This is a genomic window from Neobacillus niacini (genome assembly GCF_000759675.1).
GTDB lineage: Bacteria > Bacillota > Bacilli > Bacillales > Cytobacillaceae > Neobacillus > Neobacillus niacini_A.
In genome coordinates, this window is record NZ_BAWM01000018.1 from 261537 (window position 1) to 284855 (window position 23319).

Sequence of the window (23319 nt, forward strand, 5' to 3'; positions counted from 1 at the left end):
AAATAAGCATAGGGACGAGAGTTACCCGCGGTTCCACCCTATTTGCTGCCTGTTAAAGCAGCCTCTTTTATGTGTATTACACACATGATATGCTCAAGAACGCCTTCCTTAGGTCCCTATACCCTAGCTCACACCACCCTAGGTTCGCTTTTACAGAGATTGCTAAGTACTCTTTTCTATCATAGCAACTATTTATTATTAAGACACATGATATCGAAAACTAAAATAAAAGTCAATAAGTCCTATAATTGATTTCGAAATTTTTCCATGGATTGGAGAAATTTCTTTGTTTTTAAATAAAGACCTGAATATTCTTCGTAGTAGGACGAAATAACTGTTTTTAACTCATCCTTTGTTTCCTGTTTAACCGAGATGTTTCCTAATCTTGAAAGATCAAAATAGTAAAATAGTCGTAATAATTTTACAGATGATGGCGATAATTTAAAATGGTACGGATCCTTCTCTATACATCGGTGGCATATGAACCCACCTTCCCGAATGGAAAAAGAAAAAAGTCCGTCTGTGCTGCCGCAAACGGAACATTGATTTAGAATTGGATATAATCCCAACACATTAAGCATTTTCATTTCGTAAATATTTGTCAGAATATCTGGATCATACCCTTCATTCAAATAATTAAGTGTTTGAAAAAGAAGTTCGAAATGAAATGGGTTTGGTTTTTTATCCTCCGTACATTTATCAGTTAATTCAACAATATAACTAGCATAGGCAGTTAGGAATATATCTTCACCAATGCTACGAAAGCTAGTAATCATTTCTCCCTGTTGTACGCTTCCTAGGCCAGTTCCTCTTTGCACTAGAAAGTAACCGTGGGTAAAAAGCTGGGTAATAGAGGAAAGACGACTGTTTGGCTTTTTAGCTCCTCTAGCCATAACGCCAATCTTTCCCCATTCCCTTGTATATAAGGTAATAATTTTATTGGTTTCACCATAATCTGTAGTTCTAATGACTATGCCTTCACACTTTTGGAGCATATATGTCACCATCCCGATACATTAGACAAAATTATGAAACGGGAAAATCCATTTGCGCTAGATCTTCATTCTGATTTCCGGGTATTTCTTGGTTTTCCTTCTCGAGCTCTTTATAGAGAAGGTATGTGTCAATATTACCTGTCTGTAGGAATACTTTCCACGTAAAATCCATCATCGAAAACCCCACCTTTCATGATATAGACTAGCCTTTTAAAGAATCCCAAACCTTACAATTATCATAGCCTGCCCAAGTAAAAATCATAAGACGAAAAATTTGTTAATGTTGTCCATGCATAATTTTATTAGAACGGTAATATTTTAGTTAGGGTTTAGTTAGTTAGTATTCATCTTCATTAAAGCCAAAATCGCGAAGCTGGGACATTTTATTCCGCCAATCTTTTTGAACTTTAACCCAAAGCTCTAAGAAAACTTTTGAACCCAGAAGATTTTCAATATCGACTCGGGCACGTTTCCCGATCTCTTTGAGCATACTTCCTTGTTTCCCAATAATAATCCCTTTTTGAGAGTCCCTCTCTACAATAACGGTTGCCATTACATGAATGATATCCTTTCCTTTTTGCCGTTCCATTTTATCAAGGACGACGGCAAGCGAGTGAGGAATTTCTTCACGTGTTAAGTGCAGCGCTTTCTCTCTAATTAACTCGGTGATAATAAATCTTTCTGGGTGATCGGTTACCTGATCCGCCGGATAATACTGTGGTCCTTCAGGTAAATATACTTTAATTTGTGCTAATAATCGTTCCACATTATTTCCTTCAAGTGCTGAAATAGGAACAATTTCTTTAAAAGGATACTTTTCTTTATATGATTCAATTAGTAGCAGTAATTCATCTGGGTGTATTTGATCAATTTTATTTATAACAAGGAAGATAGGTGTGTTGACGGTTTGGAACTTTTCAATGATAAATTCTTCCCCACGGCCGAACCCTTCCTCTGCATTTACCATAAATAGGATTAAATCAACTTCTTTTAATGTGTTTTGTGCAACTTTCATCATAAAGTCGCCTAGTTTATGCTTTGGCTTATGAATTCCTGGTGTGTCAATAAAAACCATTTGGGTATCATCTAACGTTAATACACCCTGAATTTTATTACGAGTTGTTTGTGGTTTATCGCTCATAATAGCAATTTTCTGACCAATAACCCGATTAAGAAATGTTGACTTCCCTACATTTGGACGCCCAATAATTGAAATAAAACCTGATTTATAACCTTTATTATCATTACTCAGCATGTAAATCCTCCGGAGAAAAGGCGCCTGGAAGTAACTCAGCTACAGTAATTTCTAAAATATCACCTTTTAAATTTGTTAGAACGACCTTCATGTCTTTGGGACAAAGTTCCGAGATTACCTGCCGGCATGCCCCACATGGCGAGCATGGTCGATCAGTATCAGCCACAACTGCTAGCATTGAAAAATCTCGATCACCTTCAGAAAAAGCTTTAAACAATGCAGTACGTTCAGCGCAATTGCACATGCTATAAGCGGCATTTTCAATGTTACATCCATGATATACTTTTCCATCTGTTGTTAATAAAGCTGCTCCTACCTCAAATTTAGAATAAGGAACGTAGGCTTTTTCTCTTGCTTTCTTTGATTCTTCGATTAATTTCTCGATGTTCAAAAGTTCAATCTTCCCTTCCAGCAGTAATCTGCCGCTTTCTTTATTTTACCCTAAAAATTCCACAAAATCATCATCTGTAGCGAAAAAGTAATATAAAAATTTGAATTTTCTTAAAAATCAGCTAATTTACCTATATCAATCACAGAGCTGATAAGTTATTGTACCGAATTCGCCCTTCCATTTCAAATAACCCACCTAAGAACATGAGGTAAAAAGATAATGATTCCAATTACAACTGCCATGATAGCATACACAAAAACCGCTCCGGCTGCTAAGTCTTTTGCTTGTTTAGCAAGAGGGTGGTACTCCTCTGTTATCAAATCCACCACCCGCTCAATAGCAGTATTCAATAATTCTAAAGAGAGGATGCCACCTATAGCTGCAATGACAAATAACCATTCCACTTTACTAATTGAAAAGAATATCGCGCACCCAATTACAACAATCGAAACGAAAAGATGGATGCGCATATTTCTTTCTGTCCAAAGGGCCGTCTTTATTCCTGTTAAGGCAAAGGAAAACGATTTCCATAAACGAACAGATTTATCGCGTGAGTCCATAAGTGTCTAAAATTTCCTTCTGTCGAGAGAACATTTTTTCTTCCTCTGCCTTTTCCATATGATCATAGCCAAGTAGATGAAGGAAACCATGGACAGCTAAAAAGCCTAGTTCGCGAATAAATGAATGTCCATATTCCTGCGCCTGTTCTTCAGCCTTTGGTATGGAAATAATGATATCCCCCAATACACGTGGAAGCTCAGCCCCTATCAATTCAATTTCACCCTCACCGAGTTCCTCCATCGCAAATGAAATAACATCCGTGGGTGCGTCTTTTTCTCTATATTCGCGGTTTATTTCGTGAATTCTTTCATTGGATACAAATGTAACTGAAACCTCACTACTGTCTTCAACATTTTCTTTTTCAGCAGCAAAATTTAATAGTTTTTCGATTTCTTCCATTTGTTCGACTGACAGTTGATCTGTTTCATCTACTAAATCAATCATCAACTTGTTCATACTTGAACCACCTTCTTTGTCATTTCTGGATATTCGATTCTCGAGTGGAAAATTCCCTTTAACGTTTCGCAAAAAGAGTGGGATACAGTTTCTAATTCTTTTAAAGTTAAATCACATTCATTTAATTGCCCATCCTGAAGCCGGTCCGCAACAATTTTCTTAACAAGCGACTCGATTGTCTCTGGGGTAGGCTGGCTCAGAGATCTGACTGCTGCTTCTACACTGTCAGCAATACCAATGATAGCTGATTCTTTAGTCTGTGGTTTTGGACCAGAATAACGATATTCTTCTTCATTAACATCTTTTCCGTCCTGCAACGCCTTATGGTAAAAGAATTTCAAAAGCGTCGTACCATGATGTTGTTCAGCAATGTTTATAATTTCCTTAGGCATGTTGTATTTTTTTAATATAGCAGAGCCATCTGTCACGTGTGAAATGATGATGTTAGCACTTTTATCAGGCGGCAGGCGATCATGCGGATTGTCACGGTGCATTTGGTTTTCTATAAAAAAGTTTGGCCGTTTTGTTTTACCAATATCATGATAATAACAGCCTACCCTTGCTAAAAGTCCGTTTGCTCCTATAGCTTCGCAGGCAGCATCTGCTAGGTTGGCAACCATAACACTATGGTGATAGGTTCCAGGAGCTTCCATTAAAATTTTTCGAAGAAGTGGATGATTAGGATTAGAAAGCTCGATCAACTTCATTGTCGAGAGAATTCCAAAACTAGTTTCAAAAAATGGTAATAGCCCCATTGTTAAGACCGCTGAACCAATTCCTGAAAAAATGGCTGTTAAAATATAATACCCATATTCCAATCCTGAAAATTGTCCATTTGGCAAAAACATAAGTGCCCATATCGTGAAAAGATTCACCGCAGCTGCAAACGACCCTGCTTGAAGGATTTTTGAGCGCTGATTTTGATCGCTTAAAAAGAGCACTCCTGCGAGCGCACTAAATAATATATAAATTCCTACTGAAAAATTTAGTGTTCCAGAGACCCCTTCATTAAATAAAACACTTCCGAATATAGAAAAGATGATGGATGAAAGAACCGCCAGTTTCTCATCAATTAATATCTTTAATAGCATTCCACCCATAGCGGCAGGGAATAAGTAACCTATACCTGAATAGTTAAAAATTTGCAGCATACTGATAATCTTCAAAATAAAAAACGTCAGGATAAAAACAATCCCAAACAAGAGAAGATTGTTCTGCATTTTTTCGGGCTGTTCCTTCAATTGATAGAAATAAAAGTAAACGGACGTGAGAATAATTGAAATGAGAATAATTAAACCTATAAATGGTTTATACGATTGTTTGTTATCTAAGAGACCTACAAGTTCAAGCTGTCGAAACTCTTCCTGACGGATTAATTTACCCTCTTCAATAATAATTTGCCCTTGTAGGATTTTTACAGGCTCAACAGATTCCGCTGCTTGCTTACGCAGCTCTTCCGTTGCCTCTGGGTCATAAAATTCATTCTGAATAACCGCATATCTGCCTAATTCAATGGCTGCATTCTTTAAGTCACCATTTAAGGTTGTAAATTTTAGTTCTTCTTCTAAACTTTTTTTGACATTTTCAACGTCATCTGCAGAAATTCGTTTGTTCATTACATTGTTAATAGCTGTCACTGTTAAATCTTTTGCAATTGATAATTCATCATTGCTGGCTTGTACAAGAGCTGTAAAAACACGCTCTGAAAGGTCCTTGATTACACGATCTGTTAATTTTCCCTTTAACATTGTTACTTCTTCTACAATGGTTGGTTCGATAACATCAATAGGGTCTTCATCAAGGAGATTTTGTTTTTTCGTCGCATCCTCTATTTCATCATTTACTTCTGAAGCTGAGTCAAAAATGGATGTAATCAAATCTACTTGATTGGATGAATATTCTTTTTTTAATGTATAGACGTCTTGAACTTGATCCAATGCCTCTTGACGTTTTTTTTCTGTACTAATTTTATCCTCTACAGTTGCTGGGGATCGAATTGTTTTCTCAGCTACTGTTAATAGGCTTATATCGAGTTTCTCAGGCTTTACATTCCCATACATAGAGATAAAAAGGATTACTCCTAGGACAACAAACACTAATACTCTGAAAAAGGTATAATCTAGAAGCTTTTTTATTTGAATTAAGTATTGCTGTATTTTTTTCAACTAACTCCCCCCAAAAGCACCTAAAATATCCGTAGTCAGTATGTAAACACGCTTTATGTAAAATGATAACAGTTTTTCCCTGAAGTTTCACCCTCAAATAAAAAAGGGCTATTTTTACAAGGCAATTGTTATGATTATATGGCAAAAGGGATAAACCATAAACAGGTTTATCCCTCCATACAATGCTTTAATTTTGCAGTGGTTTCTTTTCATAAGCCTCAATGATTCGACCTACCAGTGGATGACGTACAACATCGCTTTGTTCTAAGAAAACAAAGGAGATTCCATTGACACCCAACAAGATTTTCTCGGCAGCTATTAGTCCAGACTTTGCCCCTTTTGGTAAATCAATTTGTGTTTGATCACCGGTAATGACCATTTTAGAACCAAAGCCAAGACGTGTTAAAAACATCTTCATTTGTGCATGAGTGGTATTTTGAGCCTCATCTAAAATGACAAAGGCATCGTCTAATGTTCGACCCCTCATATAGGCTAGTGGAGCAATTTCGATTGTTCCACGTTCAATTAATCTTTGGGTATGCTCGGCACCAAGAATATCATTCAAAGCATCATATAAAGGGCGTAAATAAGGATCCACCTTTTCCTTTAAGTCACCTGGTAAAAATCCAAGGCTTTCGCCAGCCTCAACTGCAGGTCTTGTTAGAATGATTTTATTTACCTGTCCATTTTTCAACGCATTAACCGCCATAACAACTGCTAAATACGTTTTACCTGTTCCCGCTGGACCAATCCCAAATACAAGGTCATTCTGTCTTATGGCAGTTACATATTGTCTTTGTCCCAGCGTCTTAATTCGAATCGTCTTTCCTTTTACATTCTTAGCTATTTCCTCATCATAGAGATTTTCAAAATAATCAAGTGTACCTTTTTGCGCCATTTGAATCGCAGACAAGACATCCCTTTGGCTAATGGTTACACCTTTTCTAATGACAAAAATAAGCTTATCAAGAATTTGACTAGCAAGTACAACTCTTTCCTCATCGCCAGATAAGCTGACAGACTCTCCACGTGTAACGATGGATACTTCTAGTTCTTCTTCAATTATTTTTAAATTTGAATCAGAATTGCCTATGAGGGCAATCGCTTCTGTTGGATTTTCAAGTTGTACATTTATTGTTTTTAACTTTACTGTCATTCAGGAGTCTCCTTGGGTATTGGTTGTCCAACCGCAATATTTTCGATAATCTTAAAGTGAATATCTAGGATAACTTTACCATCTTTCAACTCTTTGTGTAAAATTTTTTCATCTTTAATGATAGCTTCTTCATCCAAACCACTTTTTATTTTATTTTTTGCTAATTCTAACGCATTTTTTTCGGCCTCTTCTTCACTATACGTCCGAGTGGTCTCTTCGCGGGCTCTTAATGTTTCATTCCCAATGGATATAGGGAGCTCCCATTTGAGGAAGTTTATTTTCTTTATATTTTTTTCTGTTTCATATTCCTTAAATTCAGGTTCACCAAATCCCCAAATTGGAATCTCTAAGTTTCCTATAATTAAAGAGTGTTTTTGCTTTTCTTGACCGTTAAATACAAAGAAATTCGTTTCTAATGGCAGCTCAACATGGCTTTTATACCACGTTTCCCCCCAAACCTCACCTATTGCCGCTACTTGCTGTGTTTGCCCTTCCTTGCCGATTACACCTGAAACAAGTAATTGCCCTTGTTCCACGTGGTCATTGATATCGACAATCTTCTGTCCTGTTTCAATATACATCGAAGCAATAATGGCTTTCTTTTTAGCTACAAGATTTCTTGGCGCTAGTTGTTCTGGCTTTTCAGGGTCTTTCTTTTCGACCACTTGAAGATGGTAAGTTGTCCCCTTTAATTCCACACCTACCCAGGTGAGGTTTCCAACATTATTTGTCAATTTCCTTTGAATCCCTTCCACGTTATCCACAAACAATTGAAGCTTACCGATCTTTACCCCCATCTTGTCCAATTCTTTGCCAATTTGATACTCCGTAGCAGGCTTTGCTCCTTTTATTTCAATTCCCCATATGACATTAGATAAAAACATAATAATCAATAAAAATAAAAGTGCACCACCAACAAAACCACTATTTTTTAATAATCGTTTAAATAAAAAAGGCATACCTGCCCTTTTTAAGAATGAAATTGAGCATTCTCTTTCTCTTGCATAATGTCTGATTTTTAATGCATCTTTAAGCCTCATCGTAAAAGTTATCGTTTCAGTCCCATGTCGTTTCACATTCCATACAATCAGGCCGTTTCTGATTAAGACATTTATGAATCTTTCTACGCCTTTTCCTGACACTTTAACGGTTACTTTGCCAGATATGAATTCGATCCATTGGTTTTTCATTTTGTTCCTCCTGGGTTTTCATTTATATAAATAACCTGATCAATTTTCCCCTCAAGTAAAATTTCTTCAGGTAATATGGTCTTTATCACGAAAGACTTCCCTCTAATTTGCAATTGACCCTGTTTTAACAACAGGCGCAATTCTTTATCAGTAAAGGTAATCAAACCTCTATGATTCTCGATGTAAATATGGATTTGCCCAATCATGGTGATTCGGGGTAAATCCATCATGACATCTTGAGGAAGATCCATTTTTTGTGCCATCCAGTTCCGGACACGCTGGCCCCATTTTTTTGCCATAAAAAAGGAACCCCCTTTCATCTCATATTTATGGACTTTTTTATAAGTGGTATGACTTATGTAATTAAGTATGAGATACACCTAAATATATGCACCGTATATGGGAATTAGAAGGATAACCATCCATTAAAACAAAGTTAATTTGATTGTAGAAGCCTGCAGCAACAACGATTCAATTGGAAAAGTCGTTAGATTGACTAACTACATTATGTATATCGGTTAATAAACAAAAAAAGACTGCCATCCTTATAAAAAGGACAACAGCCTAAAATGTAAAATCATAAATTTTCTATTCTCTAATACCGAATTATCAAAACAGGTTTATTTTAAACATCCCCTACTACCTATATAAATAAGAAGGAACTGTATCAAACAGCTTTAATTTAAATAACATTTACAAATATTAATGCAATTGTAATATTTGATTTTACCAATTGAATATAACTTTTAGGTATTTTAAATTATACTAAAATAACAATTTTATTTACTAAAGCACCTGTTAGTTCAATAAGCATAACCAATATTAGGCATTATTTTTGATAAGGATTTGATTGTTAATATGATGTTCCATATGTTCAAGATAATCTTTTATGAGCCACTCTAATGTTTTTTGTTGATTATTTCCTAAATCACAAAGATTAGATAATCTCCCTTTCGGAATATTCAATATAATATTTATTATTTGCTTATTTAATGCACAAAAAAGGTTTAGTATTTCATCAAGTGGTCTATCTTGATAATTCTGAAGTAATACCCAATGTTCTTGTTTATACGATTGGATAACATATGGTTGGTCTTCGTATTGAATCTTTATAAACCTATCAATATTATTTATTGCAGAGTCGCATAGATGTCCCAAAATCTCTTTTTTGGACCATTTGTGTGGTAATGGTCGATTAGTTATTTCTTTTTTTGTCATCTGGTTGAACTCTCCTGGTAAAAAACGTATCCAATGGTTGATGCCATTTATTACATTTTCCATTGTTGTACTCCCCCTAAGTATTTCATAAACATTTTATATTCGTCTACCTAACTGGTTATCCCTTCTCCTTCAATTAAACTGCTTCGTTAGTTCAATAAAGGAATTATACACTTTCTTATCTTTGTAAAAAAGAGGGTACTGCTATAATAAACAGTACCGCTTACTTTGGTGCAATCATTAATTCAATTACATCATATTCAACTTCAGGTAGTTCTTTAAATATCATTACACCTTTAGTAAACGGTATATTGAACTGTTCCTTAATCAATCCCACTAACCGTAACTTATCTTTATAACCTGAAGTAACCTTATCTGTATCCATTAAATCTAATTTATCCTGTAGTTCTTGGATAGAAGCCTTTACCGTTATTATCTCTTCTTCAGCTTTCTTCTTAACATCTAAATATTCCTGCTTAGTGAATATATCATCTAGATAACTTTCCTTAGCCTTTATAAGACGTTTATTTAGCTTCTCAATGGTTTTATTAGCTTCTTGGATACTTCCTTGTTAGGCTTCCTTTAGAATCGCTTAACGGTGTGTTTAAAGCTATCTCCCATTGTTCTTTAAAATACTTACACCTCTTAGTTAGTATTTCTAAGAAGTATATTAACATTAAAAAGGAACCCCCTGTAGATTATCTCATATTATGAAATGATCTACAGGGGGTTCTAGCACTTCTTTTTCTATTTATACTTGAGGATTTAAAATTATTAATTCATCGCTTTCTCAATAAATATGGTTTTTTGGATCGTGGTTCACCAAGAATTTCCGCCCAAATAATCCCATTAATGATCGTTTTTTCATCTGGTTTTTCAATTGGAACATCGTCAGACTCAACTTCTAATATGGTGGATTCAATAGGTTGCATCTGGTCCAGTTGTATTCTTGATACAACAGGCTTCTGCGTTACTTCTTGATATTTCTCCCCCTTACTCTGCGATTTTGCCTCTAGATTAACAGGATGACCCGTTGAGATTTGACCTGATTTTCTCGGCTTACTCATCATTTGTTGTTCAACTTGGGTACGAAAGTCATTAAACCCTTTTGTCGTAAATGGTTTTGTTCGTCCAGGACTACTTTTACCCTTTGCTTTACCAAAGATTGTTGAGAGAATTCCAGCGATAATCAAAAATAAGATTGTTTCCATGCCCACCCTCCTTCTCTACGAAATCAATCGGCGGTTTAGCGGTCGTCTTTTTTATCACCCGTCATCTTTCCGATAGATCCGCGCATGTCTGTATCAGCAGAAATATTTTTATAATTCATATATTCCATGACACTGATATTACCGGATTTTAATGCTTCTGCCATTGCCAGTGGCACCTCTGCCTCTGCCTCTACAACCTTTGCTCTCATTTCTTCTACTCTCGCCTTCATTTCCTGCTCTGTAGCGACAGCCATCGCCCTACGCTCTTCTGCTTTTGCTTGGGCAATTTTCTTATCGGCTTCAGCTTGCTCCGTTTGCAGCTCAGCACCGATGTTTCGACCTAAATCAACATCAGCAATATCAATCGAAAGAATTTCAAAAGCGGTACCAGCATCTAATCCTTTGGCTAAGACTGTTTGCGAAATCAGTTCAGGGTTCTCAAGTACTTTACTATGGTCGAGTGAGGAACCAATCGTCGATATAACCCCTTCACCTACACGAGCTACGACAGTATCTTCACCCGCACCCCCGACAAGACGGTCGATATTAGCACGTACGGTAATTCTCGCTTTTGCTTTTACTTCTATACCATTCATGGCAACACCAGCAATAAACGGTGTTTCAATTACTTTCGGGTTAACACTCATTTGTACGGCTTCTAATACATCACGACCAGCCAAATCAATTGCAGCGCAGCGTTCAAATGATAACTCTATGTTTGCACGATGGGCAGCGATTAAAGCATTCACCACTCTATCCACATTCCCACCAGCTAAATAATGACTTTCAAGCTGATTCGTTGTTACATTTAGACCCGCCTTATGCGCTTTAATTAGCGGGTTTACTACTCTGCTCGGCGTAACCCGTCTAAGTCTCATCCCTACTAATGTAAAAATACTGATTCTTACCCCAGCAGCAAGGGCAGAAACCCAAAGCATTACCGGAACAAAGGATAATAATATTCCGAGAAAAATTAGCGCAACAACGATAATACCAATCATAAATAGACTTCCACTCGTTAATTCCACAGCAATTACCTCCTTATTAGTAACTAATTTACTTTTCTAACTACGATACGTACTCCTTCGACCTTTATGACCGTGATCTTGATATTTTGATCAATGAAATCGCCTTCACTTACAACATCTATTCTTTCATTATTGAAAATCGCTGTTCCTGACGGTCTTAAGACAGTCAGCGCAGTACCTTCTTTACCTAATAAATCTGTTCGATTCACGTTAGATACATAGCCATCTTCTTTTTTTGCTGTATCAAACAAAATCATCCGATTAAATAAAACCATTTTTTTGCCTAAAACCTTAATCATAATCAAAAGTATTGCGATTGAAACACCGATGGCAATAAAGATGGAGATTCCCATATTCAAAGGATTTTCCCCTGCTAGAAAAAGACTAGCTATTAATGCTGCCAACCCTAGTGTTCCTGAAATAGCTCCTGGAAGAAAAAATTCTAAGAAAATTAGCATGATTCCTACGGCAAATAACATGATTGTTCCGAAACCTGCAAGACCCGCTTGAAAATGTCCATAAAAGAAAAGAAGTAAAGCAAATAAACCTATGAATCCTGATATTCCAAACTTTGACGAAAACAACTCATATACAATAGCTGCCCCTGCAATAGTTAATAGCAATGTTACAACGATTGGGTTTGTTAGAAACTCAACCATATTTTATCCTCCCTTCATGTCGACATTATGTATACGTTTCATATCCAATTAAGTTTCATTTTTTCAAATTGAAAAACCGCAAGCTAAACGCTTGCGGCTTTGGTTGTCAGAATAATTATGAAAGGTGTTGTTGTACAAATTTATTTACAAGTGAACCGTCTGCTTTACCCTTTACTTTAGGCATAATCGCAGCCATCACTTTTCCCATATCCGCTTTTGATTTTGCACCGACCTCAGAGATTGTTTCTTTAACAATTTCTGACAACTCTTCTTCGGAAAGCTGCTTCGGTAAATACAGTTCGACGATAGCCAACTCTGCACGCAATTTATCAACAAGGTCTTGACGACCTGCTTTATCAAATTCATGGAGGGATTCTTTGCGTTGCTTTACTTCGCGAGAAAGGATTGTTAACTCAGCTTCATCGGAGAGCTCTTTTGTACCAAGCTTAATCGCTTCATTTTGCAATGAAGCTTTTACCATCCGAATCGTTGTGAGTTTGTCTTTTTCCTTATTTTTCATCGCTTGTTTCATGTCACTATTTAAACGCTCGAGAAGACTCATAAATTACACCCTCTCTTAGAACTTACGTTTTCTTGCTGCTTCAGACTTTTTCTTACGCTTTACACTTGGCTTTTCGTAGAATTCGCGCTTTCTTGCCTCTTGCAAAGTACCAGTTTTTGATACTGTACGTTTGAAGCGACGAAGAGCATCTTCAAGCGATTCGTTTTTACGAACGACGGTTTTAGACATTCTCTTTCCCTCCCTCCGAAACACAACACACTTACATTCAATCCATGTACCTTGCAATTATAATATAACATAGAAACAAGGTCAACTGTATTTCTAGAGATGAAACAAGCTTTTGATATTTTTATTCATAAATCCACAATTTTTTGAACAACCCACCAGAAATTTGGCATGTCCTCCTCCTTCAGGCATACAATTTAGGGAGGGGTGAAGACATGCTATACATACTATTATTTATTTTATTTATCTTATTATTTATATTTGGCATGACTATTATAAGGTTTGGATTATTTAATCTGTCAGGTAATAAACTAAAAGGATGGTTAACCAAACTTACAAGTACACCACTAAAAGGTATGGTAACAGGAACGTTTGTTACTGCGTTATTGCAGAGTAGTTCGGCAGTAATGGTGATCACGATTGGATTAATTTCAGCAAAGATCATGACTTTTCCACAATCGATTGGAATCATTTTAGGTACGAATATCGGCACAACCTTTAAAACAGAGCTCATAACTTTCAATCTTGATAAAGTCTTAGTTCCGCTTGCTATTATTGGAGTATTACTTACCTTTTTTAAACCTATAAAAATTAGAAGCATCGGCATGGTCACCTTTGGAATCGCCTCAGTATTTACAGCAATGAAAGGTTTTGAGCTTTTAGCTCAGCCATTAACTGCTCTCCCATTTATCAATAATTTTATCCTCTCCATAAACGATAATATTTTATTAAGTATTTTAACTGGGGCAGTTATTACTGCCATTATTCAATCCAGTACAGCTATGACCGGTATTACCATGGGGTTTTTAACAGTTGGTCTACTTCATCTTGATGCAGGTATTGCTATCGTGTTTGGCGCCAATATCGGGACATGTATTACGGCACTGATTGCTTCAATTGGAGGCGGGAAAGAATCAAGATTGGCAGCCTTCGCACACGTTTGGCTCAATGTGGCGGGTGTGCTACTCTTTACTCCCTTTATCCCAGCATTGTCCGAGAATGCTCATTTGTTAGCCGAGGAAAAAATGATTCAGCTAGCACATATTAGTGTGATATTTAATGTGGTTTCATCCATAATAGTCCTGCCATTTGCAACGAAATTCGGAGTAATGATACTGAAGGTACATGGTGGAAAACAAAATAAATAAGCCTGGCGTAGCCAGGTCAAGGTCATTGTCATTCGTTTGAGCCGATTTCTATGTGATGATTCTAATCCTAGATCCCAACAAAATGACCTTTTTCAGATTTACGTGCCGTTTTACAGATTTACGTGCCAAACTGGTTTTATCCATGATTTAGAAATACCACAGTTCTATAAACTGTGGTATTTCTAAAAATTTACTTAGTAATCCGAAGTAACCGTTAGCCCCTGAAGTATGGCAACCCCAGCACTTGCGCCAATTCTCGTCGCACCCGCTTGAATCATTTTTTCAGTATCCTCCGTATTCCTAACCCCACCGGAGGCTTTTACACCAATATTAGGTCCCACCGTTTCTCTCATCAACTTAATATCTTCAACCGTAGCTCCACCGGTCGAGAACCCTGTTGATGTTTTTACAAAATCTGTCCCAGCCTTTACTGCTAGTTCACTTGCACGAATTTTTTCTTCCCTTGTAAGCAAACTTGTTTCAATAATCACCTTTATTAATGCTTTGCCCCTTGCAGCTTCAACAACTGCACGAATATCTTTTTCAACTAACTCGTCATTTTTATCCTTTAAAGCACCGATGTTAATGACCATATCAACTTCATCGGCACCATTTTCAATGGCATTATTTGTCTCAAAAGCCTTGGTTTCCGGTGTTGTTGCTCCAAGTGGAAAACCAATAACGGTACACACCTTAACACCACTGCCACTTAATAAATCTCTTGCTGTACTAACCCAAGTTGGGTTTACACAAACTGAAAAAAATTTATGTTCTTTTGCCTCTTGGCAAAGGGTTTCAATTTGTTGGCGGGTTGCGTCCGCCTTTAACAGAGTATGGTCAATCATTGCTGCAACATTTGTAGTAGCCATTATACAAGCCCCTTTCGATTCCTGTGTAACTTTATATGGTTCTTAAGGTAAAAAAAATTTGCTCCCTAACAATAGGATACCCAAAATAAAATGAAAAAAAGGACCTAAATAGGTCCTTATATGGCAGCTTCTTCTTTTTTAAACACTTCTGCTTTTACGGTTTCATCTTCTACAATTCGGACAAATTGACCTTCATTGTACGGATAACCAGCTTTAGAGATTTTTACTTTAACTATTTTACCAATCATATCCTCTGTTGCAGGGAATACCACTTTCAAATAATTATCTGTATAGCCGACATACATTCCAGATGTGAATTCTTCTTCAGGAATCACTTCTAATACATCGTTCTCAAATTGTGATGCATATTCCTTCGCCAGCTGATCAGAAAGGGTGATTAAGCGATGAACACGTTCATTCTTAACCTCTTCATCGACTTGATCTTCCATACGGGCAGCAGGCGTTCCTGTCCGCTTAGAGTATGGGAAAACATGTAGTTCTGAAAATTTATGATTATTAATAAAATTATATGTTTCCATAAATTCTTCTTCCGTTTCACCTGGAAAACCCACGATAACATCAGAAGTAACAGCAAGTCCAGGAAGTACCTCTTTAAGACGATCCAGTCTTTCGCCAAAGAATTCCATCGTGTACTTTCGACGCATTCTTTTTAATACGGTATTTGATCCAGATTGAATTGGAATATGCAAATGCCGAACAATAATATTTGAGTGTTTTATCACTTCAATTACTTCATCGGTAATTTGACTTGCTTCAATGGAAGAAATTCGAAGTCGTTCTAATCCTTTTACCTGCGCTTCTAAGTCACGGAGAAGCAGGGCAAGATTGTAGTCCTTCATATCCTCGCCGTATCCACCCGTGTGAATACCCGTTAGCACAATCTCTTTATAACCAGCATCAACTAGCTGCTGTGCTTGGCGAATTACTTCCTTTGGATCACGTGATCTCATTAAACCACGAGCCCACGGAATAATACAAAAAGTACAGAAATTGTTACAGCCTTCTTGTATTTTTAACGATGCACGTGTACGATCGGTAAACGCGGGAACATCAAGCTCCTCATATACACGGTTTTTCATTATATTTCCGACACCGTTAATTGGCTGGCGTTCTGTTTTATACTGTTCAATGTATTCAAGCATTTTCACCCGATCTTGAGTACCAACTACGATATCAACTCCAGGTATCGCCATAATCTCCGCTGGAGAAGTTTGTGCATAACATCCAGTCACACAAATAACTGCATCCGGATTTTTTCGAACCGCACGGCGAATCACTTGGCGGCTTTTTTTATCGCCTGTATTTGTTACCGTACAAGTATTAATAATATAAACATCAGAGATTGATTCAAATTCAACTCGATCATAGCCTTCTTGCTTGAACAATTGCCAGATTGCTTCAGTCTCATAATGATTCACCTTACATCCAAGTGTATGAAAAGCGACTGTTGGCATTGTATTCATCTCCTCAATAATTCAAAATGATAGGAAATCGCCGCTAAAGCATATAAGGGCGCCGTTTCCGTTCTTAAAATACGTGGACCTAATCCACAAAGGGCAAAACCATTTTCCTGTAAAACTTGCACCTCTTCTTCCGCCAGTCCTCCCTCGGGACCAAACACAAGAAGAAGTGAATCCCCTTGTTTCATCTTTTGTAACGTTGCAGAAAAAATAGATGTTTCACCACTTCTGCTTTCTTCTTCGAATGCAACTAACTTATAATGAAAATTTTTACTTTTTTCTATCAAAGCTTTAAAATTCATTGGGCTAATAATTTCGGGTACAAATCCACGATGGGACTGCTCCGCAGCTTCTTTGGCAATTTTTTGCCATCTCTCTACTTTTTTACCGGCTTTTTTATCATCCCATTTTACGACAGAACGACGCGCAGCAAAAGGAATAAATTCGCGGGCACCAAGTTCAGTACCTTTTTGAATAATCCAGTCAAGTTTGTCCCCTTTTGGAAGTCCGCTTGCAATCGTAATCGAAATAGGAAGCTCTGACTTCTCATCTTTCCATTGTACAACGTCTGCAACGACTTGTTCATCGGTAATTTTTGCAATTTCACAAACTGCCGCATCCCCTTTTGGATTAACACAAATGATTTTGTCCCCGATTTCCATGCGCATAACCTTGATAATATGATGGCGGTCATCCGCATCAATCACAAAACTATTTTCATTTGCTCGTTGTTTAACAAAGTAGCGTTGCACACGATGCACCCCTTTAAACATTTTACTTTAATGAATGTCCCCTTTAAAGAAGGGAAAATAGAAAAAAGGGGTATTATCCCCTTTTTTAAGAATTATACCCTTTTCGCAATAATCGCAACCCAATCTTCCATTAAGATGGTTTCAGTGATTTCAAATCCAGACTGAACTAGTCCTTCTTTTACTTGATCTTTCTTCTGCTGAATAATTCCTGAAGCAATAAAAGTTCCTCCAGGTTTAACAACACGTGCTACATCATCTGTAAATCGTAAAATAACCTCAGCTAATATATTAGCAACAACAACATCTGCAGAATTCTCTTCAACACCATCTAAGAGATTATTTTGCGAAGTGGTTACTTTGTCGCTTACTTTATTAAGTTTTATGTTGAGTCTCGCTGAAGTTACAGCTACTTCATCTAAATCATAGGCACGGACATCTTCTGCGCCTAACATGGCAGCAGCAATACTAAGGACACCAGAGCCAGTGCCAACATCAATTACCCTGTCACCTGGTAGAACAGACCTTTCTAAAGCTTGGATACACATGACCGTAGTTGGATGCGTTCCGGTTCCGAAAGCCATCCCAGGATCCAGTTCAATAATTAATTCATCACTGCTGACTGGAGTGTATATCTCCCAAGTAGGAACAATCGTAAACTTCTCTGAAATTTTAACAGGATGATAATATTTCTTCCAAGCAGTAGCCCACTCTTCTTCATTTACTTCACTTATTGTTACTTTATTTTTCCCAATATCGATATTGTGGATAATAAGATTATTAATGGATTCTTTAATCGCGTCTACAGTTTCACCTAAAAAACTATTAACAGGTAAATATGCTTTTACGATAACACCTTCTTCAGGGTAATCCTCTGGATTGAGTTGGTAGATTTCCCCGAACTGATCTTGCCTTTCCTTTGTTAGCTCAAAAGGATCTTCAATTACTACGCCGCTAGCACCGGCCTCATGTAAAATATGCGATATTGGTTCAATCGCTTCGTTTGTAGTGTGAATACTAAGTTCAGACCACTTCATTCTACCAACTCCAATCCTTACTCGCCCTTAAAGGCTCGTTTTACTTTTGAGAAGAAGCCTTCTTCATGTTCACCTATTGGTGAGTTACCACTTAGATCTGCAAACTCACGAAGAAGCTGCTTTTGTTTATCTGTTAATTTTGTAGGAGTAATCATTCGAACGATTATGTGCTGGTCTCCTACTCCATAACCACGGACATTCGGTATCCCTTTACCTTTAAGTCGGAATTTAGTTCCTGTTTGTGTTCCAGCAGGAACCTTCAATTTAACTTTTCCATGTAAAGTTGGTACTTCAATTTCATCACCAAGTGATGCTTGAACAAAGGTGATAGGCATTTCACAATAAACGTCATCGCCATCTCTTTCAAAAAACTCATGTTCCCTTACGTGGAAAACAATATATAAATCTCCAGATGGACCTCCGTTAATACCAGCCTCACCTTGTCCAGAAATCCTTAACTGTTGACCATCATCAATACCGGCAGGAATTTTAACATGGATTTTTTTCCGTTTTTTCACTTTACCAGCGCCGCCACAGGTTGAACATTTATGTTTAATCTCTTTACCAGTACCATTACAATGATGGCAAATACGGCGATTAACGACTCTGCCAAATGGTGTATTCTGCTCAACATTTAACTGCCCTGTTCCATGACAGTGCTGACATGTTTCTGGGTTTGTACCTTTTTTAGCGCCTGAGCCGCTGCATGTACCACATGTTTCTTCACGCGGGATTTCAATATCTGTTTCTTTTCCAAACGCTGCTTCCTCAAACGTAATAGTCATCGTGTACTGCAGGTCTGCACCTTGTCTTGGCGCATTTGGATCACGTCGACGCGATCCGCCTCCGCCGCCGAAGAACGTATTAAAAATATCTTCAAAGCCGCCAAAGCCTCCGCCAAAATCGGAGCCTCCGCCAAAGCCTTGATTTGGATCTGTATGACCGAATTGATCATAGTGAGCCTTTTTTTGATCATCGCTTAAAACCTCATAAGCTTCAGCGATTTCTTTAAATTTATCTGCAGCATCAGGCTCTTTGTTAATATCTGGATGATATTGTTTAGAGAGCTTTCTATATGCCTTTTTTATCTCATCCTTAGAAGCACTTTTACTAACACCAAGCACCTCATAGTAATCTCGTTTACTCATTGATTACCACTCCCGAATCTTTCACATAAAGATTATTCTAACATTCATAAGATGGTCATTGCAATAAAAAATGCGCAAGGCGCTTGCTTATCGGCGACTAGCATAAGCCGATAGCGCCTGGAGCTGGACAATAAAAACACAATTGACAAAGAAAAAGCCAAAGCCGATGCTGACTTTGACTTTTTCATAGGTTTAAAAGAAATTTTTATTTTTCGTCTTTGATTTCTTCAAATTCAGCATCGACTACATTATCATCTTTAGGGTTAGTCGCTCCGCCTTCTGCACCTTGTGCTCCCCCGGCCTGTTGGGCAGCTTGTTCATATAGCTTAACAGTTAATGCTTGAACAATTTCCTGTAAAGCGTCTTTTTTAGCACGGATTTCTTCAAGATCGTTTTTCTCAATAGCTTCTTTTAACGCATCTTTTGCTTCGTTTGCTTTTGCAACTTCAGAAGCATCCACTTTATCCTCTAAGTCTTTTAATGTTTTTTCAGTTGTGAAGACTAGCTGGTCTGCTTCGTTACGAAGCTCCACTTCATCTTTGCGTTGTTTGTCAGCTTCAGCGTTTTCTTCTGCTTCTCTGACCATTTTTTGAATTTCTTCATCAGAAAGACCAGTTGAAGATTTAATCGTAATTTGCTGCTCTTTATTTGTACCAAGGTCTTTTGCACGTACATTTACGATACCGTTCTTATCGATATCAAACGTTACCTCAACTTGTGGAATTCCACGTGGTGCTGGCGGGATATCAGATAACTGGAAGCGGCCTAATGTTTTATTTAGATTTGCCATTGGACGTTCCCCTTGAAGAACGTGGATATCGACCGCTGTTTGGTTATCAGCTGCAGTTGAGAATACTTGTGATTTTGATGTTGGAATTGTCGTGTTACGGTCAATTAATTTTGTAAAGACGCCGCCCATTGTTTCAATACCAAGTGATAGTGGTGTAACGTCAAGTAAAACTACATCTTTAACATCACCTGTGATAACGCCGCCTTGAATAGCAGCACCCATCGCTACTACTTCATCCGGATTAACTCCACGGTGTGGCTCTTGGCCTGTTGCTTTTTTGATTGCTTCTTGAACTGCAGGAATACGAGTTGACCCACCAACAAGAATTACCTTATCAAGCTGTGAAGGGGATAAACCAGCGTCACTTAACGCTTGACGAGTTGGTCCCATTGTCCGTTCTACCAAATGAGCAGATAACTCATCAAATTTAGCTCTAGACATTGTCACTTCAAGGTGAAGCGGTCCAGCTGCTCCAGCTGTGATAAACGGTAAAGAGATTTGAGTAGAAGTTACACCTGATAAATCCTTTTTCGCTTTTTCAGCAGCATCCTTTAAGCGTTGTAATGCCATTTTATCTTTAGAAAGGTCGATACCATTTTCTTTTTTGAATTGCTCTACTAGGTAGTCGATAATGACTTGGTCAAAGTCATCGCCGCCAAGACGATTATCACCTGCTGTAGATTTTACTTCAAATACGCCATCACCAAGTTCAAGAATCGATACGTCAAATGTACCGCCGCCAAGGTCATAGACAAGGACCGTTTGGTCTTGGTCAGTTTTATCTAAACCGAAAGCTAGAGCTGCTGCAGTTGGCTCGTTAATAATACGTTCAACTTCTAAACCAGCAATTCTACCTGCATCCTTTGTTGCTTGACGCTCTGCATCATTAAAATAAGCCGGTACAGTAATAACTGCTTTTGTAACTGGCTCTCCAAGATAATCCTCAGCATATGATTTTAAATATTGAAGGATAATGGCTGACATTTCTTGTGGTGTATAATTTTTACCTTCTGCTTCAACTTTATATTCTGTTCCCATATGACGCTTAATGGACATGATGGTATTTGGGTTCGTAACAGCCTGACGCTTAGCCACTTCCCCGATTTGGCGTTCACCGTTTTTAAATGCTACCACAGATGGTGTTGTACGGTTTCCTTCTGGATTTGGAATAACCTTTGGTTCGCCGCCTTCAAGAACAGCAACACATGAGTTTGTTGTACCAAGGTCAATACCGATAATTTTACTCATAACCTTTTCCTCCTAGATAATAATATGTAGGTTTTATTGATTTACCTTAACCATTGATGGGCGGATCAAACGATCCTTTAACATGTACCCTTTTTGAAATTCATCAGTCACAATGTTTGAACCATATTTCTCATCTTCCCCTTGCATAACGGCTTGATGGAAGTTTGGATCAAATTCTTTACCAACAGCTTCAATTGGCTCGACACCTTCATTTTTCAAGGCATCAACTAAACTGCGGTATACCATTTCCATGCCTTGAAGCAAAGATTTGGTTTGCTCATTATCAGCTTCTATTTTTAAGCCTCTTTCAAAGTTATCTAGAGCTGGAAGCAATTCTGTGACCAATTTTTGTGCATTATATTTTTGACCCGCCTCAATATCTAACCTAGTACGACGGCGGAAATTATCAAAATCAGCTTGAAGTCGCAGGTAACGATTATCTGCTTCTTCTAACTTACCAGTAAGCACTTGAATCTCAGCAGCATAGTCTACAGCAATAGATTCCTCTTCTGAATCCTTATCTTCAGCAAAAACAGTTTCAACTTCCTCATCAGTAAGTTCTGCTTGTTCATTCGTTTGTGATTCAACTTCCTCATTAAGCGTGTTATTCTTTTCTTCTGTCAACTTACTCACCTCCTTAAAGGATTGATAAACATATATTGAATAAATGATTTCATGAGAAAAGGGGGTGAACCAGAGCATTTCACCCTTACTCAATATTTCCAGCCCTAATATTTTTGATACAGGTTGGTTAACACAGAGGTTAAATCCTTGCTTAAAAACTGCAGCAAGCTAATAACCCGAGAATACTCCATTCTAGTTGGTCCAAGAATGGCAATGGTGCCCAAACTTTCTGCTCCGACCGAATAGGTTGCGGTAATAAGGCTGCAATTTTCCATTGCACTGTTATTGTTTTCTCTGCCGATTTTTATGTTGATACCAGCTGAGTCATTCTTAATTAAAGGGTAAATCCATTCTTCATGGTCAATCATTTGTAAGAGTGTCCGAATTTTGCTGATATCATGAAACTCTGGCTGGCTTAACATATTGGTCTTCCCGCCAAAAAAGAGCTTTTCATTAACCGGCATTTTTAGTGAATCAGCAATGGTATGCATCATTAAATCATAATTACGGATATGCTGCCTTAGCAACATTGCTACTTCCTTGTAGATTTTATCATTTAAATCTTCAAGTGCTACCCCAGTTAAACGCTCATTTAAAATGTTGACTGTCTTTTCCAAATCACTGGCATCGACTGTAGGGGGCAAATAGAATGTACGGTTTTCAACATGACCCGAATCAGTTACAAAGATTGCTACTGCAGTTTCCTTGTTTAAAGGAATGATTTGTATTCTTTTAAGTTTATTGAAGCTTGCAGCTGGACCTAAAACGATAGAAGTATAATTAGTTAGTTCAGATAAAATTCTTGCTGATTTTTGAATGATTTTCTCAAACTCAAAAATCTTTTCCGCAAAAATAGATTGAATAATCGAAATATCCTGCTTGTTTAATGCTTGAGGCGACAGTAAATGATCCACATAATACCGATAGCCTTTTTCAGAAGGAACACGACCAGAAGAAGTATGCGTTTTTTCAATATAGCCTAATTCTTCGAGATCAGCCATTTCATTGCGAATAGTAGCCGAACTAAATGATATTTCATCCTTTTTCGACAAACTCCTTGAGCCGACAGGTTGTGCAGACCGAATAAAATCATCAACAATAACCTGAAGAATCAATAATTGACGATCTGTTAACACCTTTCATCACCTCTGTTAGCACTCATTGAAGCTGAGTGCTAATTCTATTAATAAAT

At 37.5% G+C, this 23319-nt stretch carries 26 protein-coding genes and 1 other annotated feature; of the genes, 1 reads left to right on the forward strand and 25 read right to left on the reverse strand.

Annotation, left to right across the window (positions count from 1 at the left end; translation table 11 throughout):
* Window positions 1–7 precede the first annotated feature (7 nt).
* Window positions 8–192, reverse strand: a binding site (T-box leader).
* A gap of 50 nt (window positions 193–242) precedes the next feature.
* From recO to rpsU, 17 genes are all read right to left on the reverse strand, one after another.
* A complete protein-coding gene (gene recO / locus TR08_RS09520) occupies window positions 243–995 on the reverse strand; it encodes a DNA repair protein RecO (RefSeq protein ID WP_045517705.1) in 753 nt (250 codons plus the stop codon).
* 31 nt (window positions 996–1026) lie between these two features.
* The gene (locus TR08_RS30905; protein WP_081954416.1) at window positions 1027–1170 is read right to left on the reverse strand and encodes a YqzL family protein; all 144 of its coding nucleotides are present in this window, start codon (window positions 1168–1170) and stop codon (window positions 1027–1029) included.
* 162 nt (window positions 1171–1332) lie between these two features.
* Window positions 1333–2250, reverse strand: a complete 918-nt coding sequence (gene era / locus TR08_RS09525; protein ID WP_152597375.1) for a GTPase Era — start codon at window positions 2248–2250, stop codon at window positions 1333–1335.
* On the reverse strand, window positions 2240–2641 hold the full coding sequence (locus TR08_RS09530) for a cytidine deaminase (RefSeq protein ID WP_045517707.1): 402 nt from the start codon (window positions 2639–2641) through the stop codon (window positions 2240–2242). Before TR08_RS09530 ends, era begins: the two co-directional genes overlap by 11 nt.
* Window positions 2642–2823: 182 nt before the next feature.
* On the reverse strand, window positions 2824–3201 hold the full coding sequence (locus TR08_RS09535; RefSeq protein WP_045517709.1) for a diacylglycerol kinase family protein: 378 nt from the start codon (window positions 3199–3201) through the stop codon (window positions 2824–2826).
* The gene (gene ybeY, locus TR08_RS09540; protein WP_045517710.1) at window positions 3185–3658 is read right to left on the reverse strand and encodes an rRNA maturation RNase YbeY; all 474 of its coding nucleotides are present in this window, start codon (window positions 3656–3658) and stop codon (window positions 3185–3187) included. Before ybeY ends, TR08_RS09535 begins: the two co-directional genes overlap by 17 nt.
* Window positions 3655–5823 carry an HD family phosphohydrolase gene (locus TR08_RS09545; protein ID WP_045517712.1) on the reverse strand — a complete coding sequence of 723 codons (2169 nt, stop codon included), beginning with the start codon at window positions 5821–5823 and terminating at the stop codon, window positions 3655–3657. The genes ybeY and TR08_RS09545 overlap by 4 nt, the downstream gene beginning before the upstream one ends.
* A 187-nt stretch (window positions 5824–6010) precedes the next feature.
* Complete coding sequence (locus TR08_RS09550; RefSeq protein ID WP_045517714.1) at window positions 6011–6979, reverse strand: PhoH family protein; 969 nt, start codon at window positions 6977–6979, stop codon at window positions 6011–6013.
* Complete coding sequence (gene yqfD / locus TR08_RS09555) at window positions 6976–8169, reverse strand: sporulation protein YqfD (RefSeq protein ID WP_045517716.1); 1194 nt, start codon at window positions 8167–8169, stop codon at window positions 6976–6978. Before yqfD ends, TR08_RS09550 begins: the two co-directional genes overlap by 4 nt.
* Complete coding sequence (gene yqfC / locus TR08_RS09560) at window positions 8166–8468, reverse strand: sporulation protein YqfC (protein WP_045517718.1); 303 nt, start codon at window positions 8466–8468, stop codon at window positions 8166–8168. Before yqfC ends, yqfD begins: the two co-directional genes overlap by 4 nt.
* 523 nt (window positions 8469–8991) lie before the next feature.
* Window positions 8992–9450, reverse strand: coding sequence for a DinB family protein (locus tag TR08_RS09565; protein WP_045517720.1), 459 nt, complete (start codon window positions 9448–9450; stop codon window positions 8992–8994).
* A 160-nt stretch (window positions 9451–9610) separates the two neighbouring features.
* Entirely contained in the window at window positions 9611–9772 is a 162-nt protein-coding gene (locus TR08_RS32465) for a hypothetical protein (protein ID WP_193747706.1), read from the reverse strand.
* Window positions 9773–10166: 394 nt separating this feature from the next.
* Entirely contained in the window at window positions 10167–10598 is a 432-nt protein-coding gene (locus TR08_RS09570; protein ID WP_045517722.1) for a hypothetical protein, read from the reverse strand.
* 35 nt (window positions 10599–10633) lie between these two features.
* A complete protein-coding gene (gene floA, locus TR08_RS09575) occupies window positions 10634–11599 on the reverse strand; it encodes a flotillin-like protein FloA (protein ID WP_045517878.1) in 966 nt (321 codons plus the stop codon).
* 50 nt (window positions 11600–11649) lie between these two features.
* Window positions 11650–12285, reverse strand: a complete 636-nt coding sequence (locus tag TR08_RS09580) for an NfeD family protein (RefSeq protein ID WP_045517724.1) — start codon at window positions 12283–12285, stop codon at window positions 11650–11652.
* A 115-nt stretch (window positions 12286–12400) separates the two neighbouring features.
* A complete protein-coding gene (locus TR08_RS09585) occupies window positions 12401–12847 on the reverse strand; it encodes a GatB/YqeY domain-containing protein (protein WP_045517727.1) in 447 nt (148 codons plus the stop codon).
* A gap of 15 nt (window positions 12848–12862) precedes the next feature.
* Window positions 12863–13036, reverse strand: a complete 174-nt coding sequence (rpsU, locus tag TR08_RS09590; RefSeq protein WP_007087607.1) for a 30S ribosomal protein S21 — start codon at window positions 13034–13036, stop codon at window positions 12863–12865.
* 212 nt (window positions 13037–13248) lie between these two features.
* Between rpsU and TR08_RS09595 the strand changes: the two genes are divergently transcribed.
* Complete coding sequence (locus TR08_RS09595) at window positions 13249–14181, forward strand: Na/Pi symporter (protein WP_045517731.1); 933 nt, start codon at window positions 13249–13251, stop codon at window positions 14179–14181.
* 194 nt (window positions 14182–14375) lie between these two features.
* Here the strand turns inward: TR08_RS09595 and deoC are convergent, their stop codons facing one another.
* The 8 genes from deoC to hrcA form a co-directional block, all read right to left on the reverse strand.
* Window positions 14376–15050: a deoxyribose-phosphate aldolase gene (deoC, locus tag TR08_RS09600; protein ID WP_045517732.1), complete on the reverse strand. Its 675-nt coding sequence runs from the start codon at window positions 15048–15050 to the stop codon at window positions 14376–14378.
* A gap of 116 nt (window positions 15051–15166) precedes the next feature.
* A complete protein-coding gene (gene mtaB / locus TR08_RS09605; RefSeq protein WP_045517734.1) occupies window positions 15167–16525 on the reverse strand; it encodes a tRNA (N(6)-L-threonylcarbamoyladenosine(37)-C(2))-methylthiotransferase MtaB in 1359 nt (452 codons plus the stop codon).
* Between the two features lie 5 nt (window positions 16526–16530).
* Complete coding sequence (locus TR08_RS09610; protein WP_045517736.1) at window positions 16531–17283, reverse strand: 16S rRNA (uracil(1498)-N(3))-methyltransferase; 753 nt, start codon at window positions 17281–17283, stop codon at window positions 16531–16533.
* A gap of 92 nt (window positions 17284–17375) precedes the next feature.
* Complete coding sequence (prmA, locus tag TR08_RS09615) at window positions 17376–18317, reverse strand: 50S ribosomal protein L11 methyltransferase (RefSeq protein WP_045517744.1); 942 nt, start codon at window positions 18315–18317, stop codon at window positions 17376–17378.
* Window positions 18318–18334: 17 nt separating this feature from the next.
* A complete protein-coding gene (dnaJ, locus tag TR08_RS09620; protein WP_045517746.1) occupies window positions 18335–19465 on the reverse strand; it encodes a molecular chaperone DnaJ in 1131 nt (376 codons plus the stop codon).
* Between the two features lie 205 nt (window positions 19466–19670).
* Window positions 19671–21503, reverse strand: coding sequence for a molecular chaperone DnaK (gene dnaK, locus TR08_RS09625; RefSeq protein WP_045517747.1), 1833 nt, complete (start codon window positions 21501–21503; stop codon window positions 19671–19673).
* 33 nt (window positions 21504–21536) lie between these two features.
* On the reverse strand, window positions 21537–22127 hold the full coding sequence (gene grpE, locus TR08_RS09630) for a nucleotide exchange factor GrpE (protein WP_045517748.1): 591 nt from the start codon (window positions 22125–22127) through the stop codon (window positions 21537–21539).
* A gap of 104 nt (window positions 22128–22231) precedes the next feature.
* On the reverse strand, window positions 22232–23263 hold the full coding sequence (gene hrcA / locus TR08_RS09635) for a heat-inducible transcriptional repressor HrcA (protein WP_045517749.1): 1032 nt from the start codon (window positions 23261–23263) through the stop codon (window positions 22232–22234).
* Window positions 23264–23319: the final 56 nt, after the last annotated feature.

Excerpts from the sequence above, each read along its gene's own strand:
- recO (WP_045517705.1), bottom strand. The coding sequence starts at position 995 with ATGCTCCAAAAGTGTGAAGGCATAGTCATTAGAACTACAGATTATGGT.
- TR08_RS30905 (WP_081954416.1), bottom strand. The coding sequence starts at position 1,170 with ATGATGGATTTTACGTGGAAAGTATTCCTACAGACAGGTAATATTGAC.
- era (WP_152597375.1), bottom strand. The coding sequence starts at position 2,250 with ATGCTGAGTAATGATAATAAAGGTTATAAATCAGGTTTTATTTCAATT.
- TR08_RS09535 (WP_045517709.1), bottom strand. The coding sequence starts at position 3,201 with ATGGACTCACGCGATAAATCTGTTCGTTTATGGAAATCGTTTTCCTTT.
- ybeY (WP_045517710.1), bottom strand. The coding sequence starts at position 3,658 with ATGAACAAGTTGATGATTGATTTAGTAGATGAAACAGATCAACTGTCA.
- TR08_RS09550 (WP_045517714.1), bottom strand. The coding sequence starts at position 6,979 with ATGACAGTAAAGTTAAAAACAATAAATGTACAACTTGAAAATCCAACA.
- yqfD (WP_045517716.1), bottom strand. The coding sequence starts at position 8,169 with ATGAAAAACCAATGGATCGAATTCATATCTGGCAAAGTAACCGTTAAA.
- yqfC (WP_045517718.1), bottom strand. The coding sequence starts at position 8,468 with ATGGCAAAAAAATGGGGCCAGCGTGTCCGGAACTGGATGGCACAAAAA.
- TR08_RS09565 (WP_045517720.1), bottom strand. The coding sequence starts at position 9,450 with ATGGAAAATGTAATAAATGGCATCAACCATTGGATACGTTTTTTACCA.
- TR08_RS32465 (WP_193747706.1), bottom strand. The coding sequence starts at position 9,772 with ATGGATACAGATAAGGTTACTTCAGGTTATAAAGATAAGTTACGGTTA.
- TR08_RS09570 (WP_045517722.1), bottom strand. The coding sequence starts at position 10,598 with ATGGAAACAATCTTATTTTTGATTATCGCTGGAATTCTCTCAACAATC.
- floA (WP_045517878.1), bottom strand. The coding sequence starts at position 11,599 with ATGATTGGTATTATCGTTGTTGCGCTAATTTTTCTCGGAATATTATTA.
- TR08_RS09580 (WP_045517724.1), bottom strand. The coding sequence starts at position 12,285 with ATGGTTGAGTTTCTAACAAACCCAATCGTTGTAACATTGCTATTAACT.
- TR08_RS09585 (WP_045517727.1), bottom strand. The coding sequence starts at position 12,847 with ATGAGTCTTCTCGAGCGTTTAAATAGTGACATGAAACAAGCGATGAAA.
- rpsU (WP_007087607.1), bottom strand. The coding sequence starts at position 13,036 with ATGTCTAAAACCGTCGTTCGTAAAAACGAATCGCTTGAAGATGCTCTT.
- TR08_RS09595 (WP_045517731.1), top strand. The coding sequence starts at position 13,249 with ATGCTATACATACTATTATTTATTTTATTTATCTTATTATTTATATTT.
- deoC (WP_045517732.1), bottom strand. The coding sequence starts at position 15,050 with ATGGCTACTACAAATGTTGCAGCAATGATTGACCATACTCTGTTAAAG.
- mtaB (WP_045517734.1), bottom strand. The coding sequence starts at position 16,525 with ATGCCAACAGTCGCTTTTCATACACTTGGATGTAAGGTGAATCATTAT.
- prmA (WP_045517744.1), bottom strand. The coding sequence starts at position 18,317 with ATGAAGTGGTCTGAACTTAGTATTCACACTACAAACGAAGCGATTGAA.
- dnaJ (WP_045517746.1), bottom strand. The coding sequence starts at position 19,465 with ATGAGTAAACGAGATTACTATGAGGTGCTTGGTGTTAGTAAAAGTGCT.
- dnaK (WP_045517747.1), bottom strand. The coding sequence starts at position 21,503 with ATGAGTAAAATTATCGGTATTGACCTTGGTACAACAAACTCATGTGTT.